12 protein-coding genes are annotated in these 15,506 nt (G+C 56.8%); 6 read left to right on the forward strand and 6 right to left on the reverse strand.

The window, feature by feature from the left end; translation table 11 throughout:
• The first annotated feature begins 184 nt into the window (after positions 1-184).
• The 6 genes from K5E80_RS07345 (at position 185) to K5E80_RS07370 (ending at position 7,015) form a co-directional block, all read left to right on the forward strand.
• A complete protein-coding gene (locus K5E80_RS07345) occupies positions 185-3,085 on the forward strand; it encodes an adenosylcobalamin-dependent ribonucleoside-diphosphate reductase (protein WP_220635538.1) in 2,901 nt (966 codons plus the stop codon).
• Positions 3,086-3,106: 21 nt separating this feature from the next.
• Positions 3,107-3,925, forward strand: coding sequence for a ComEC/Rec2 family competence protein (locus K5E80_RS07350; protein ID WP_220635539.1), 819 nt, complete (start codon positions 3,107-3,109; stop codon positions 3,923-3,925).
• Positions 3,926-3,934: 9 nt separating this feature from the next.
• Positions 3,935-4,567 (forward strand): hypothetical protein, encoded by a 633-nt coding sequence (locus K5E80_RS07355; protein ID WP_220635540.1) that lies wholly within the window; start codon positions 3,935-3,937, stop codon positions 4,565-4,567.
• 827 nt (positions 4,568-5,394) lie between these two features.
• A complete protein-coding gene (locus K5E80_RS07360; protein WP_246590907.1) occupies positions 5,395-5,778 on the forward strand; it encodes a hypothetical protein in 384 nt (127 codons plus the stop codon).
• Positions 5,779-6,061: 283 nt separating this feature from the next.
• Positions 6,062-6,271 (forward strand): hypothetical protein, encoded by a 210-nt coding sequence (locus tag K5E80_RS17160; RefSeq protein WP_425514534.1) that lies wholly within the window; start codon positions 6,062-6,064, stop codon positions 6,269-6,271.
• 36 nt (positions 6,272-6,307) lie between these two features.
• A complete protein-coding gene (locus K5E80_RS07370; protein WP_220635541.1) occupies positions 6,308-7,015 on the forward strand; it encodes a class I SAM-dependent methyltransferase in 708 nt (235 codons plus the stop codon).
• Positions 7,016-7,247: 232 nt separating this feature from the next.
• Here K5E80_RS07370 and K5E80_RS07375 read toward each other — a convergent pair whose 3' ends face one another.
• From K5E80_RS07375 to K5E80_RS07400, 6 genes are all read right to left on the reverse strand, one after another.
• On the reverse strand, positions 7,248-8,966 hold the full coding sequence (locus tag K5E80_RS07375) for a cytochrome c3 family protein (protein ID WP_220635542.1): 1,719 nt from the start codon (positions 8,964-8,966) through the stop codon (positions 7,248-7,250).
• Positions 8,967-9,011: 45 nt separating this feature from the next.
• A complete protein-coding gene (locus K5E80_RS07380) occupies positions 9,012-10,166 on the reverse strand; it encodes a M24 family metallopeptidase (protein WP_220635543.1) in 1,155 nt (384 codons plus the stop codon).
• Positions 10,167-10,171: 5 nt separating this feature from the next.
• Positions 10,172-11,086 carry a ketopantoate reductase family protein gene (locus K5E80_RS07385; RefSeq protein WP_220635544.1) on the reverse strand — a complete coding sequence of 305 codons (915 nt, stop codon included), beginning with the start codon at positions 11,084-11,086 and terminating at the stop codon, positions 10,172-10,174.
• Complete coding sequence (locus tag K5E80_RS07390; protein WP_220635545.1) at positions 11,083-12,072, reverse strand: ketopantoate reductase family protein; 990 nt, start codon at positions 12,070-12,072, stop codon at positions 11,083-11,085. The genes K5E80_RS07385 and K5E80_RS07390 overlap by 4 nt, the downstream gene beginning before the upstream one ends.
• A 416-nt stretch (positions 12,073-12,488) precedes the next feature.
• Positions 12,489-13,757 carry a DUF1329 domain-containing protein gene (locus K5E80_RS07395; RefSeq protein WP_220634841.1) on the reverse strand — a complete coding sequence of 423 codons (1,269 nt, stop codon included), beginning with the start codon at positions 13,755-13,757 and terminating at the stop codon, positions 12,489-12,491.
• Between the two features lie 17 nt (positions 13,758-13,774).
• On the reverse strand, positions 13,775-15,406 hold the full coding sequence (locus K5E80_RS07400; protein ID WP_220634842.1) for a DUF1302 family protein: 1,632 nt from the start codon (positions 15,404-15,406) through the stop codon (positions 13,775-13,777).
• Between the last annotated feature and the right edge of the window lie 100 nt (positions 15,407-15,506).

The following is a 15,506-nucleotide window of genomic DNA, read 5'->3' on the forward strand; positions in this document are numbered from 1 at the left end:
CGGCAGCTTACTCTTTCGCCAAAGTCCGCAAAAAACCACTATATCTAGTGGCACAGAGCTTGCCGCGACTACCTATAGTGGCAAGTCCCTGTTTTTTAATGCAGCAAAAAAATCTTTTGAATATCGAAAAAAGCGGGCGTATGCTTCGTGCCTATTCGCATATTTCTCTCTTCGGAAAAAAAACATGACCACACATTTCGACCACACCGAGGAATCCCATGATCAACCGCAAATCGGCCAGCTCGGCCTGCCGCTGCCGCAGGAAATTTCAGGCGAGGTATTGATTGAAAAATATGCCAAGGGCCTTGAGCGCAACGTGCATGAGGTACGGGCACGGGTAGCCCGCGCACTGGCCACCATTGAAGCGGAAGACAAGCGCGCCTATTGGGAAGCGCGTTTCATCGAGGCGCAGGAAAACGGCTTTGTCCCGGCCGGCCGCATCAATTCCGCCGCCGGCACCGACCTTTGCGCCACGCTGATCAACTGCTTCGTGCAGCCGGTGGGCGATTCCATTTCGGAAGTGGTCGAAGGCCGTCCCGGCATTTACACCGCCTTGCAACAGGCCGCGGAAACCATGCGTCGCGGCGGCGGCGTCGGCTACGATTTCTCTTCCATCCGTCCAATTGGCGCGCATGTCAAAGGCACGCTGTCGCGCGCCTCCGGCCCCGTCTCCTATATGCGTGTGTTCGACCGCTCCTGCGAAACGGTCGAATCCGCCGGCAGTCGCCGCGGCGCCCAGATGGGCGTATTGCGCTGCGACCATCCCGACATCGAAAAATTCATTCACGCCAAGGACCACGGCGACCTCACCAACTTCAACATCTCGGTCGGTGTTACCGACGAATTCATGAACGCCGTCGAAGCCGGCAGCGACGTCGAGCTCAAGCATCGTGCCAAGCCTTCAAGCGACTCGATGGAAGCCGGCGCCTATCAGCGCGAAGATGGTTACTGGGTGTATCGCAAGATGCCCGCGCGCGATCTGTGGGAGCAGATCATGCGTTCCACCTACGACCATGCCGAGCCGGGCATCCTGTTCCTCGACCGCATGAACAAGGACAACAACCTCTACTACTGCGAAACCATCGAGGCCACCAACCCCTGCGCCGAACAGCCGCTGCCGCCCTACGGCTGCTGCTGCCTCGGTTCCGTCAACCTGACGCTATTCGTCGAACATCCCTTCACCGCCCAGGCGAGCTTCAACTACAACGGCTTTGGGCGCGTGATCGACACCTCGACGCGCATGCTCGACAACGTGCTCGATGTCACCAACTGGCCGCTCGAACAGCAGTCGCAGGAGGCGCACGCCAAGCGCCGCATCGGCCTCGGCTTCACCGGCCTCGGCGATGCATTGATCATGCTCGGCCTCAAGTACGACACCGCCGCAGCCCGCGCCGAAGCCACGAAAGTTTCCGAGTTCATGCGCGACAGGGCCTACCTCGCCTCGGTCGAACTGGCGCGCGAGCGCGGCGCCTTCCCGCTCTTCAACGCCGATATGTATTTGTCCGGCGGCAATTTCGCCTCGCGCCTGCCGCCCGAACTGAAGGAGCAGATCCGCCACCACGGCCTGCGCAACTCGCACCTGCTCTCCATCGCCCCCACCGGCACCATCAGCCTCGCCTTCGCCGACAATGCCAGCAATGGCATCGAACCGCCTTTCTCCTGGGTCTATACGCGCAAGAAGCGCATGGCCGACGGCACCCACAAGGAATATGCAGTCGAGGACTACGCCTGGCGTCTCTACAAACACATGGGCGGCGACATGAACAAGCTGCCCGACTACTTCATCACCGCACTGGAAATTTCCGCGCAGGCCCACGAAGAAATGGTCGCGGCGGTAGCCCCCTACATCGACACCTCGATCTCGAAGACGGTGAATGTGCCCGAGGACTATCCCTACGCCAATTTCGAAGACCTCTACATGGCGGCCTGGAAATCCGGCCTCAAGGGACTCGCCACCTACCGCCCCAACAATGTGCTCGGCGCCGTGCTCTCCGTCGCCGACACCAAGGGCACGGACGCACAGAAACTGCCGCAGGACGTCACCATCGATAGCGCCAACCGCCGCCTCTCCATCGGCGCCCTGCCCGCCCCCGTACTCGCCAGCCTGCGCTGGCCCGGCCGGCCCCGCATGGCCGATGGCAATACGGCATGGTCATACATGATCGAAACCCCGCACGGCGAATTCGCCATTTTCGTCGGCCAGACCGAGAACGAAATGGGTCGCGGCGTCCCCTTCGAAGTCTGGGTGAACGGTTCGGAACAGCCGCGCGGCCTCGGCGCCGTGGCCAAAACGCTGTCGATGGACATGCGCGCCAACGACAAGGCCTTCTTGAAGCTCAAGCTCGATGTGCTGGCCAGGACCATCGGCGAGCAATCCTTCGACATGCCCTTCCCGCCCATAGGTGAAAAGAAGCTCGTGCCCGGCGTGGTCTCGGCCTTTGCGCAGGCGGTGCGCTACCGCTGCGAACGCCTCGGCGCACTGGAAGGCGAAGGACCGACCCCCGTGCTTGACGCCATGTTCAGCCGCGACGAACCGAAGACCGGCACCGACGGTACGCTGTCATGGACGGTCGACATTTCCAATCCCGCCTCGGGCGAGGAATTCGTTCTCGGCTTGAAGGAAATCACTCTGCCCGACGGCGTGACACGGCCCTACTCGGTATGGCTCTCGGGCAACTACCCGCGCGCCCTCGACGGCCTCACCAAGCTGCTCTCGCTCGACATGCGCGTGCTCGACCCGGCCTGGATCGGCATGAAGCTGCGGAAGCTGATCGACTACCCGGAACCGCTCGGCGACTTCATGGCGCGCGTACCCGGCCAGCAGAAACAGCAGAACTGGCCCTCCACCGTGGCCTACATCGCGCGCCTGATCCAGCACCGCTACGCCATGCTCGGCATCCTCGACGAAAACGGCTACCCGACGCGCGACATGGGCATCCTTGAAACGCCGGGCGCCGCACCCGAGAAAGGCGGCATCAAGGTGATGCAGGGCTCTCTCTGCGCCGAATGCGGCAACATGACTGTGATCAGAAAAGACGGCTGCGACTTCTGCTCGGCATGCGGGGCGGTGGGGAGTTGCGGTTGATGAGTCAACGGAGTCTCAACAATGGAAATAGAAATATTCGATGTTGAACACGGAGCTTGTGCACTTTTAACGGCAGACAATGGCTGTCGTTTGCTTTTCGATTGTGGGCATAACACCAGTACAGATTGGCGTCCATCCAAATCATTGCCGGCGCGAGGAATTCATGCAGTCGACGCGCTTGTAGTGTCAAATTACGACGAAGATCACGTCAGTGATTTCCCCAATCTAATGTCAAGTGTATTAGTTCAAACGCTCATCCGGAATCCATCTGTCAGACCACGGGATTTGTTGTCATTGAAGTCTGAGTCTGGCGCAGGGCTTGGTATTGGTACGCTAGCTCACATGGCAGGAAATCATTATGTCGCTCCAGTAGCACGCCCCTTGGACTTGGGCGGGGTCAGTATGTGGCATTTCTGGAACGTCTACCCAAGCTTTGACGATGAGAACAATCTAAGTCTAGTGACAATTCTTCGGTACGAGGACTTCGGAATTATTTTCCCTGGAGATATGGAGAAGGCAGGCTGGCGTCAACTGATGACCAGAAGTGACTTTCGTACTGCGCTTACAGGAGTTAACGTATTTGTTGCATCTCACCATGGTCGTGATTCTGGCTATGTTCCCGAACTTTTCAATTTCTGCTCGCCAGAACTCGTAATCTTTTCGGATAAATCCATCAAACACGAGACCCAAAAGACCGCACATTTGTATCGTCAACACGCCAAAGGAGTTCAGTTCTTTGATGGCGAAACTAGATACGTCCTAACCACCCGAGATAACGGATATATCCGTATGTCAAAACAAGGCACAGGCCCTGCTTTCGTGTGGATAAGCAAGAAATAGCGTGTCCAATTGAGAAAGTTCGATTTCTACGAATTCACCGGAATCCTAGTACCGGGCACGCTTTTTCTGGTAGGTCTTATATACCTCTGGCCAGCAATGGTTGCAGTTGGAAACCTCGACGAAATATCTATAGGTGGCTTTGGTATTTTTACGTTATTCGCCTACGTTGCTGGGCATTTGATACAAGCCGTCGGTAACTGGGTTGAAAAAGTCTGGTGGAAGATAATTGGTGGTATGCCAACGGATTGGATACGAACTGGAAAACGAACTCTGCTTGGCTCATCTCAGATGAAAAAACTTCATGGCGATATTCAAAGCCGGTTAAATCTCGTTCTTCCTGAAAATCTTGCGGACATTCCTGCAGGTGATTGGTTGGGAGTTACTCGTCAAGTATATGCAGTGGTAGAAGCAAAAAAGTGCGCTGGGCGTGTTGATATGTTTAATGGAAATTATGGATTACACCGAGGGCTAGCCGCCACTGCATTAGTACTCTTAGCCTTGTCACCAGTATCTGAAGTAGCAGAACCTGTCTCCTGTGCAATTCTTATTGTCATATTAGCGCTCGCTGCGTCTAGGATGCATTTGTTCGGCAAGCACTACGCTCGTGAACTTTTTTCACAGTTCCTTCAATTACCGCCTTAACTTGCCGCCCGATGGGTTCAGCGTCGAATCGATTTTCTGCCAAGCCTAGCTCACCCAGCGAGCCACCAGTTATTTAATACTCTGGCTTCATGGCAACTCGGGATTAACGAACTTGGCATCTACTCAACTCAATTGTGATTTATTCGGCGACCCCATAGTCACCTCACAGACCAGGATCGCTGATGCGATTGAGGCCTTGGCCACTCAAACCGGGAATGAAGCCCGTGGCGTTGTCTTCACTCGCACTGTACACCCCGATGAGAAGAGGCTAAAGGGGTCAGGCTCAGAATATTTCCCACTGCAAAAAAAGCTTTTAATCTCACGTAGTCACCCAGCAACAGCTTCATGCTTTCCGCCTAATCGCAGTTCTATTTTGGCCAAAATAATCGCCGCGCAAGCGCCCCATCAGGGATGTGAAAAACAAATCTGGAAACCTATCTGTTCTGCTACAACCAATTCTGTAAGCCAGCCACTTTACTCCAGCGGATCAGGAGGTGATATTGCTCACCATTAGCGCGTCCACTGCAATTGATGACGAACACACCTGCAAAAAGATGCAGGCTCGCGTGCTACCTCCGCATAGCAGCCATTCCGTAAGAATATAAGCACGATGTCACGAAGAGGTGCGTTTCTCAACGCCCTCGTTGCGCGTCATGTCCGTCCTTGGACGTGATCAATATCAATGTACGCAGTTAAGCGGCGAGCTATATTTAAATGCGGATTCATGAAGTTTTGCGCTGGTAACAGCCCTATGGATCTCAATGAGGCACGACGGGCGCCGCGCGTTGCGGTTGTGCTCTCCAGTCAACCTGACCAAGGAGTGAATCGTGAGACGAGAAACGTTAGTTCTATCTGCCATGATAAGCGCATTGTTATTGTCTGCGGGATATGCATTGGCAGCCGACACCGAATCTGCCAAGGAAAAGGCTCAAACGCAGAAACAGGAGCAAGTCTACGGCAGCCAACTCATGACCCGACAAGAGCGGATTGAATATCGCGCCAAGATCCGCGCAGCAACCACTGCCGAGGAGCGAGAACAAATCCGCAACGAGCATCACGAGCAGATGAAGGAGCGCGCCAAGGCGCGTGGGGTGACCCTTCCCGACAAGCCACCCGTCAACGGGGGGGGTATGGGTCCTGGTGCAGGAATGGGGCCGGGCGGCGGCATGGGGCCGGGCGGCGGCGGAATGGGACCTGGTGGTGGTCGCTGATTTGCTTGACACCTGACACTCGAACGTTTAATGTCCGCTTTGGAGCAGCAGGGACGCTACGCGACTCCTTCATGCAGCCGCGCAACGACGTTTGCAGATCGGTCCCTTGCCGGGACAAGTCTTCATACAAGGATGGGCGGATGAATCCTTTGTCGCCGAGGAGCAAGCCCGCGATGCGATACAGGTCAAAACCGTACAAGACATTGCTCATCGATATTGGCCGCAACCAGCGCGATGTCCTCGATGATTAATAAACTCGCGTTGCCAGTCCTAATCGAAGCTGTTGCTGTGCGAAAACCTGCTGCCGCCGATCGAAGAGGCCATCGCGGCCGCGCAGGCCGAAGCGGTCGCCCTCGCGCACGAAGGTCGGCAGAGCATCCAGTTCTGGCCGTTGGGTGTCCTTGTCCGACGCCTTGCCGGTGAATACCTTGTCCACCTGAACCTGTTCAAGCTGGCGTTCTGGGTTCTGGTCGAAGCTCTGACCCGGACATAGCCGATACGTCTCTCAGTAATCCAACCCGGAGCAACCATGAAGATTGCAGACATTACTACAGAACTGCTTTGTGACGAATACGACGTTATTGCTGCTGAATTACCACTTGAGGGCGCCAAAATTCTTGAACTCGGATGTGGCAAGGCGGAAATGACTCGTACCATTGCCAAATCGGGAAAGGTTGCTTCTATCCTGGCTCTTGAAGTGGATTCAATCCAGCATGCTCTGAATCAGCAAATACGTGACCTGCCGAATGTCAATTTTCAGCAAGGCGCGGCTGAGGCTATTCCGGCAGCAGATTGCACCTTCAACATTGTGATGATGTTTAAGTCTCTTCATCACGTGCCATCCAACAAGATGGATATTGCCCTCAGCGAAATTCATAGGGTTTTGAAACCGGACGGCTTGGCCTGGATTTCAGAACCCATCTATGCCGGCGAATTCAACGACGTTCTGCGTCTATTCCATGATGAGAAGGAGGTTAGAGAAGCCGCCTTTTCTGCTGTTCATAGAGCTGTCGATGATGGTTGCTTTCATCTTGTCCGGCAACGTTTCTTCTACACCTCTGGACACTTTGATAGCTTCGAACAGTTTGAAGAGCGTGTCATTAGGGTCACGCATTCGAACCATCAGCTCTCGATGCAATTACACGACGCGGTCAAAAGAAAATTCGAGACTTACTTGACAGCCAATGGAGCAAACTTTCGCAATCCGCTTCGGATCGATATTCTCCGCAAGATGTAGGAAAGAGGTAAGGTGTTGACTACCTTACGTAACGGCTTCTTCCTGAATTCACGATAATTTCAAATGACGCTATGATTATCTTTTGTGGCTGATGACCTAAGCGAAGCCCCTCCGCTGGATGTCCTATGTGGATTTTTGGCTATCCGTAATTCAAAAATGAATAATAAATGAACGCCTATCTTGTTTGGCGGGGCGTTTTCAGCTCACCTGAAGATCTGGGTTAATCCATTTCTCATAACCCGCTACCCTTGTGCGTGGTGTGACAGCTCTCGCCGCAACGATCGAAGGACTCGTTGCCGCCACCAACGTAGATGCTCCGCACCGGGCCGAACTTCTGCACATGCGACGCCGGGTAGCTGCGGTGGCAGGACAGGCAGGCAGCCTTGCTCGTGCGCTGGATGCTGGCGCCGTCGCGATGGCAGGCCGAGCACTGGTTCAGCGGCGCGCTGAAGCGCTCGCTGCGTGAGTGGATGAAATGGATGCGCACGTAGGCCTCATTGTCGGGCTCGAAGGACAAAGGCGAATGACAGGCATTGCAGGCTGCCAGGTTGCCGTTGCCGTGCAACAGCGTCGCCAGCTCGCCACCATCCTTGTGGCAATTGGCGCAGTTTGTCACAGTCAACCGCGGCTCGCCGCGCTGCGTCGTGCCAACCAATATCTCGATGGTCTGGGACCCCGGGATGTCCTCGCCCAGATAGACGCGGCGGCCCTTGACTGTCACCAGGTAAGTGCCTGGCCGGGCATTGTCCGGCACGTGGAAGGTAAACTTGTCGCTCACCGGTGCGGCCCAGCCGGTGTGTCTGGGATCGAAGGCGCCACCGAACAAGTCGTTGGAAGGGGGGAAGAGCTGGAACTCCGCATAGAGCCCATCGCGTTCCGGCTTGCCGACATTCTGCGTCACGTTCTTGCCGAGGAAATCCTCGAGCTGCACCAGGCTGCGTATCGGTTGCAGCGCATCGGCCGGGCCAATGATCTGCGCCATCAGCATGCGCTCACGGTGCTTGCGCCGGTACCAGGCCGCCGCCGGCTCGTCGAAGCCGCGGTAGTACTGCAGGCCGGCCGGGGCGCGACCGGCGCGGAAGTCGTTATAGGTCGGCAGAGAGCCTGCTGGATGCAAGCGCTTGCCGGTCCCGTCGAGCTGGCTCAGCTGGAAAGTGATGGCCGTACCCGGTGCGTAGCTGCCGTCGGCGCCCGGCGGCGTCAGGGCCTCGATGGCAATCTTGTAGCCGTAGCTGAACTCCGGCTTGTCGACCAGCTGCACGGGGATGGCATAGGTCACCGATGGGCGCAATGACCAGCGCAGTTGCAAGGCCGCTGTCCCGGCGGGCAGGCGCAGAGTTTGCTCGGGGTGGCGCGAATTACGCAATTCGATCAAGGCCTCTTCCTCGAACTTGCGCGCCTTGTTGCAGTCGCTCATGGACTTGCAGTCGGACACCCACTGGATAGCGCGAAAGCGGTTGATGAACATCGTCTCGCGGTTCGGCGCACCCTTGACCAAACCCACGTCCACTGTCACCGCCGGCGCAACTGCCTTGCCCTTGGCATCGACCGGCGTGACGGTGAAGCTCGCCGGCTGCCGCATCCATTCGGCGCCACTGTAGAAGCGTCGCCGGGTATAGCTCCCGTCCGGATTGGGCTGGTCCACGAACTCTTGCTCCATGTTCGCACCCGTCCACGGCAGGTTGGCGAACATACCCCTCTTCGACAGACCGGCAATGCCTTCGTCGCGCGTCGCCTTGAGGTGGGCGCGGATGTCGATCTGGTTGATGTAGAAGGCCTGGTCAGCCTTGACTTTAAGGGGCACTCCTTTGCCATTGTCGATCTCAAGTGCCAACCCGACCGGCGCTTCCGTTCCTGCCGATACTGTCGAAGCTAGTAGACTCACAGCGAAAACAAAACAACCCAGTTTGCCCACCACGCTCTCCTTTGTAGCCTCTCTGCTTTTGTTCATCACAGATCATTGCCACCCTTGGTTTCATTTGTCCCGTTTTCCTGGCTAAAACGATGTCTCGCCGCCCCCATAGACTTTTATCGGTACTCCGGAAAGCGCTTCGCCGCACGTCTTGCCAACACGGTAGGTTTCCTGGAAATATAAGGAATGCTTTCGATCCTCGGTCATGATATGCGGATGCATGGAGCACACCATGTTTTCCGGCAGGACAAAATCGTAGCCTTCGCCGATACGCGGCATCTCGATCATGGTCATGCCGATGGAATGGCCGGACACATGCCCGAGGCGGTAGCCGCGATCATGGAAAGGCTTGACACAGGCGCGATGGACATCGACCGCCGTATTGCCGGCCTTCATGTACGCCTTGGCGAGTTCGTGGAATTCCTGGTAGGCGGTGAACATCTCCTGCGTTACGGCATCGATGCCGCGCGGCGCCAGGACGCGTGAGAATTCGACCCAGTGGCCGCCCTCTCCGGCGATTTCGAGGCCATACAGCATGGCGTCGCTATCTTCAATGGCGCGACCGGTCGGGAAAGTCATCTGCGGCATGATCGAGCCGTTGGGACCCGCGCAAATCATGTCCATGGTCTTTCGCGCCGTGCCGGCGGCGGCGAACAAGTCCTCGGCCACGCCCATCAATTCGGCTTCGGTCATGCCTTCCCGATAGGCCTTCAGCACTGCGAGGACGCCCGCCTTGTTGATTGCCATGGAATTGCGCACCGAGGCGAGTTCCTCCTCGCTTTTTTGCGCGCGTGCGTAATCGAACGGAATATCGAAATCGATCAGGTCGAACCCGGTCTTGAGCAGGGCGGCATAGTCACGCACGGTCATGATGTACTCAAGGCCGTAGACGCCGATCTTCCTGGCACCCTTGCCCTTGAGATATTCGGCCATCCATTCGCCGCAGTGCGCCGGGAACTCGCGATTGTCGATGAAAGTCGCCGAGTGATCGCCGACCCAGGTGGCCTCGCGCGGGAACACCGCGACCGGGTCGCCGACCAGCGGCACCACGACATAGGCATAGCGATGCAGGATGTGGAAGCCGCACATATAGCGCACGGCGCCTTCAAAGCCGGTGTACTCACTGCCGCTGACAATCAGATAATCGAGCCCGGCCTGTTGCATGGCGTTGCGCACGTTCTTGTAACGGCGCCCGATTTCGGCCTTGCTGGGGGTAAAGCGGTTGATGTAGGTTTTCATGGTTTTCAATCCTTCAGGGTCCAGGAGAATTCCAGGCCCTTGATCATCACGGCCATGGCATCGTTCAATGGCGTCGGCACTCCGACTTCCTTGCCGATCTTGGCAATGCCGCCATTCAGGGCATCGACCTCGGTGGCCCGCTCCGCCAGCACATCCTGCAGCATGCTCGGCTTGTGCCTGTAGGCCACCTTCTTGCCATACTCCAACAGCGCGACGGGATCGCCATCGAGCGTAATGCCCAGCGCCTTCGACACCGCGATACCTTCCTGCGCCAGCGCGAACATGACCGGCCAGACCTGTTCGCAGGCAATGCCATGCGGCAAGCGCGTCAAAGCGCCCATGGCGTTGGAGGCCGAGTTGAAAATCAGCTTGGTCCACAACGCGCCACGCGCGTCCTCCATCGGCAGGCAGATCATGCCGCTGCGGTTCATGGCCTCGGCAAGCTGGTTGACTTCCGCCATCGAAGCGGGTTTCGGGCCAAATGGGCCGATCCAGGTCTTGCCACCGGTATCTTGATTGGCAACGCCAGGCGCCGTGATGTGACCGGCGGGGAAAGTCGTGCCGAGAATCACGCGCGGCACGTATTCGGCAATGATTTCCTCGTTGCCGACGCCGTTCTGCACCGAGCAGACCGCGCCGTTCGTGAAGATGTGCGCCGTGGCTTCAATCGCCGCACGGGTATGCAGCGTCTTGGCGGCAATGATGCCGAAGTCGCACTTGGGAATCTCCTGGGCATTGGTGCGTGCGTGCACCGGAGCAACAAAGTCGGCCAGGCCGGTCAGGCGCAGGCCATACTTGTTGATGGCATCGACATGCGCGGTATTGGGATCATAGGCCCACACCTCGACGTCGGACAAACGCGCCAGATGCGCACCGAAAAGACTGCCGATTGCTCCACATCCAATAATGCATACTTTCATTTGGTCACCCGTTCAATGATTTGCTTGTTGATCTTCCAGCTGGCTTCCCGCGCCTTCACCAGCCGATACAGGGTTTCGCTGATCGGTACCGGCACCTTGGCTTCGCGCGCAGCGCGCACAATGGAACCGGTGATCCAGTCGATCTCGGTGGGGCGGTGGGCACGCACATCCTCGAGCATCGAGGGCGCATGAGCATAGTCTTCGTTGCCGGTCTGCCCGTGGCTCGTCGCTTCGACGTTCATTTCCCAGGGATCCTCGAACAGCTTGATTCCAAGCGCCGCGGCGACACACTTGCCCTCGTCCATCATGGCGTGGACCAGGTGACCCAGGTCAGTGAGCGCGCCGCGTTCTGCGAAAGCCCTGACGTGAGGCAGATCGGTGATGGCTGCGACGCTGTTCACCGTGGCATTGAAGATGAGTTTGGACCACTGGGCCGGCAGCAGGTCGGGGAAGGCTTGCGCCTTGAGGCCTGATGCCGTGACCAGTGCAGCTACCTGCTGTACCTGTTCATAAGTCGCGCGGCCCTTGGCCCAGGGACCCATCCATGTCGCGGTGTCGAGTTCGTACTCGACATGCACGTCGGAATGACGATTGCCACTCATGAAGGTGACGGCCGAAATAATCGGCCAATCGCCATGCTTGGCAACGATATCCTCGCAGCCCAAACCGTTCTGGACGGTCATCACCAGCGCATTGGGGAAGTGCCCCGTCATGGTCCTGGCAGTTTCCGCGACCGCGCTGGCCTTGGTGGCGATAATCACCAGATCGACATCGCCAAGATCAGCCGGACTCGTCGACGCCAGCACCTTGGCTTGCCGATTGGTCTTGCCACTGACCCTGAGCCCCATTTTGTTCAGCTGATCGGCATGCTCCTGGCGCCGGACCAGCACCGTGGATACTGCCACGCTCTCGAGGTGGCCTGCAAACAGGCTGCCAATGGTACCGGCCCCCGCAACGCAAATTCGCTTGATTGGTTTTGTTGTCATTTATCACCCGTGGCGGGAACGCAGCCGCCGGTAAGGGGAAGCGGTTTTCGGGATGATCTCCGTAACAAACCACCAGTTAGGTATCTTCACCGACCTGAAAGTCGGAGCGCTTCAGTTACGTGGGGGCGGTTGCTCCCGCGCGCGCTATCGACATCCAGCCCATTCAGCTTATGCCGAGTGATCGCCGAATTCATGATTGATGATGTGATTCGGATTGACTCGTGGGGCATGCATTGGCCTCGAGTGGATTCTCTTCCGCATCGGTGTCAGTACGGATCCCATGTTGATAGATAATCATACAATTTAGAAAAATGCGGCTCGCTGGCCAACGAGGAGAGCAAAGCCGCAAGGAGGAGACCTTTTGGCAACCAGCGGCACAAGTGCGGCCGCCGATTACCTTTTTTCGTAAATTCCGGTTAGCGTCCCGCCGCCTCAAGCGCACCCAGCGAAACTTCACTGGACTTGAATCCGATCGGATTGGTTTTCCATTTTGAGGTATCTACCAGGAATACCGTCGCATGATTGCGCAAGAAGTCTATGATGGCCCCTCCGGCGGTGCGAACATCCATGAAACCGTTATCCGCCTTGGCCTGGAAGGAGTGAAATTCCATGAACTTCCAGAATTCGCCCTTGTGGTTGTAAGCCTCGGCGTAGTAGATGCGCGGATACTTGACATCGGCAAACAGCACCTTCTTGCTGTACGGATGCTCGTTCGGCGGCGTGGCCTCAATGACATAAACCTCGCGCGGTTCGAAGCGATCGTTGTTCATGTTCCAGTATGGAGCTGCATTTTCCAGGACGGGATAGCGTTCTGCGTACGCCTTGCCGTTGGGATTCCACAGCTGTTGCTTGCTGTTCGCCACGGCCAGTACCCAACGTTTGCCCAGCATTTTGTAGCCGGTATACCAGGAAGGACGCGCATTGAAGATTTCCAGGTCGTCCTGCAACTGATCGGAACTGCCAACCGGATCCATCCAGGCCCCGCCAGAAAGCCGGCGAATTCGCCGCAGGGCCGGAATATAGACCCACGAGTCATTCACCTGAGCAGAGTCATACATTATGGTGAAGGTACCGACACCTTTCATGTCGGCGGGCGCCGTGAAGAACAGAATCTGCCGGCCCAACTCCTTGCCGTCGCCCTCGGTCGATTTGCTGCCGCTCAAGCGACCTTTGCTGGAGTAGCGGATGAATGAAGCCAGGGGCTCAGCGTGAATGCCTTTGTTGCCATCGATCGCCAATTGTGTCCAAACCGGCGCCGCCGCGACGTCGCCCTTCAACTGGCCGAGGTGCCAATTCCAGATCACTTTCTCCGCGACTTGCGGGTCGGCCATGCTGACATTCGGGAATGGCTCTCCGGCCTCCCATCCTTCGACCTGGCGTGTCTGCGGGTTGATCTTGGCCCGTCCGACGTTGGCTTGCGAAGCCTTGACCCATTTCGGGTCCAGAACAATTTCCCTGGAATGGTAGATTGGCAGTTTCCAGCCGGAGTTGCGGATGCGCCATTCCATCTTTTCAGTCAGCATGCTGCCGATGGTGTGGCCTTCGAACGTGTCGCTCTTGAGCTTGTCGATATTGGCGGCGGAAATCACCGTCCCTTCGGGCACCTCGGCCGACCAGGCGACTTGGCCGGTTCCCGCGATCGATAGAGCAACGCAGATGCCGAATAATTTAAGTTTCGCAGTCATTGGGTATTCTCCTTGTCTCAGAATTGGTAGGTGAGTCTTGCGTAAAGCTGGTTGTTGTTGGCAAAGTAGCCGAACAACGCAGTTTCAGATTGCTGATCGCTGAGAGTTTTGATATTGCGATGCCAGAAATAATCGTACTCAAGCTTCAGGCGCCAGTTCTTGCCATGCTGGAGCTCCACGCCGGGCACGATGAACCCCCCTCCGTAGGCCAAGTCGGCACCCGCCACCAGTGACGGGGTAACCACGCCATTCATATAGCTGGTATTGAGAATCATCGTCAGCAGCGGCGAATGCTCCTTCATGTGCTGACCAAACGAGGTGAAATTGACAATGTTGTCGCTCTCATTGAAGTCCTGGATCCAGGTGTCGAACAACTGCAGCGAGAAGAAGGCCGGCTTCTCCGTTCCGAGCAGTGTCTGCGTTATCGGCAGATTCTTGTCCATGCGCAACATCGACCGTATGACATCCTTGCCCATGATGCCGGCGAAACCGGCACCACCAAATACCTGTTGCCACACATTTGTCGGATCGTTTCCGAAGTTGAACGCGTAATCACGGATGTAGGCAGCTTCGGCGCTGAATACCGCGTCCGCCGCAGCCGAGTAACCGGAAAGCGAGAGGCCGAACAGCTCAATCTTCGGATAGATGATCTCGCCGATGATACCTGCCGGGGTGGTGCCGTTAAACGGCGTGGCGCCAGACGGCACGAAAGGCACTCCAGGAGGAAGCGCGCCAACAGCCGTCAGAAACGGCGCCGCGTTGTCGGTCATGTTGAATACCGGGGCCTGATTGAATGTTTTCAGGTAAGAGACCGAGTAGTTGATCTCATTCGCGATGCCGCTCCAGCGCAAACCCCAGGTGTCTTCGCGCTCGTCGGCACCATTCTGTCTGTAGTTGTATGGCAACGTGGCCCTGAAGTCGATGCCTTTGTATGGATTCACCGCCCAGCGACCGCCGATAAAGTCGAGGGTGTTGCCGATCGAATCGAGCCGATTCATCGAACCGGGGCGGAACAAGGCCTGGAGCTTGCCGTCGATTTCGGGAAACATCAGAGTGACGTTGGCCATTACCGAGGGTTTGCGCAGGTCTTCGGGCGCTTCGAGGAAGCTGCGCCACGTGAAGTCGTAGCCCTGTACTATGTCCATGGCCTGGAAGAAATCCGACTCGCCCCACACCACCTGCTGCTTGCCGAGGCGAAGCAGCAGATTGTCGATGGGCTTGATGTCGGCATACAACTCGCGTAGCTCGCCACCGCTGTAGTAGCGCGACAGGTTATTGTGACCGGTGATGTCGGCACCGTTTACCCCAATTGCGGGATTCCTGAGATCTTGCAAATTTTCCAGGTAGTTGATACCAACGTCACTAACAAAGCGTACTTTCGTTACGAAGGACAGATTTTCGTTGACCGTGGTGTCGGCGTTAAGCTTCAGCGTGTAGCGCTCCATCGACAACTTGTGCTTGGTATCCGGCGTGTTGACATAATTGTCTTTTAACGTGTTTTGCACGTTCCACGAAAACGCTGCGCTCGCATCGCCATAGAAATTGGTATCGGCTGCTTGCGCGATCCCTGAACAAAATGGGGTCGCCGCCACGATTACACATGACATGCAGCTGATGGTGCGCCGCAGTCCTCTCTTGGGTTTATTCATGACACCTCCTGAAAAGTTAGTTGTACTGTTTGCCCTAAAAACCTGGAACTGCTGCAAAAGTCACTTACTTCGGAATTCCTCCCTGGAGCTACTTCGCGGA

Origin of the sequence: Georgfuchsia toluolica (assembly GCF_907163265.1) — a bacterium.
In the GTDB taxonomy this organism is placed as follows: Bacteria; Pseudomonadota; Gammaproteobacteria; order Burkholderiales; family Rhodocyclaceae; genus Georgfuchsia; species Georgfuchsia toluolica.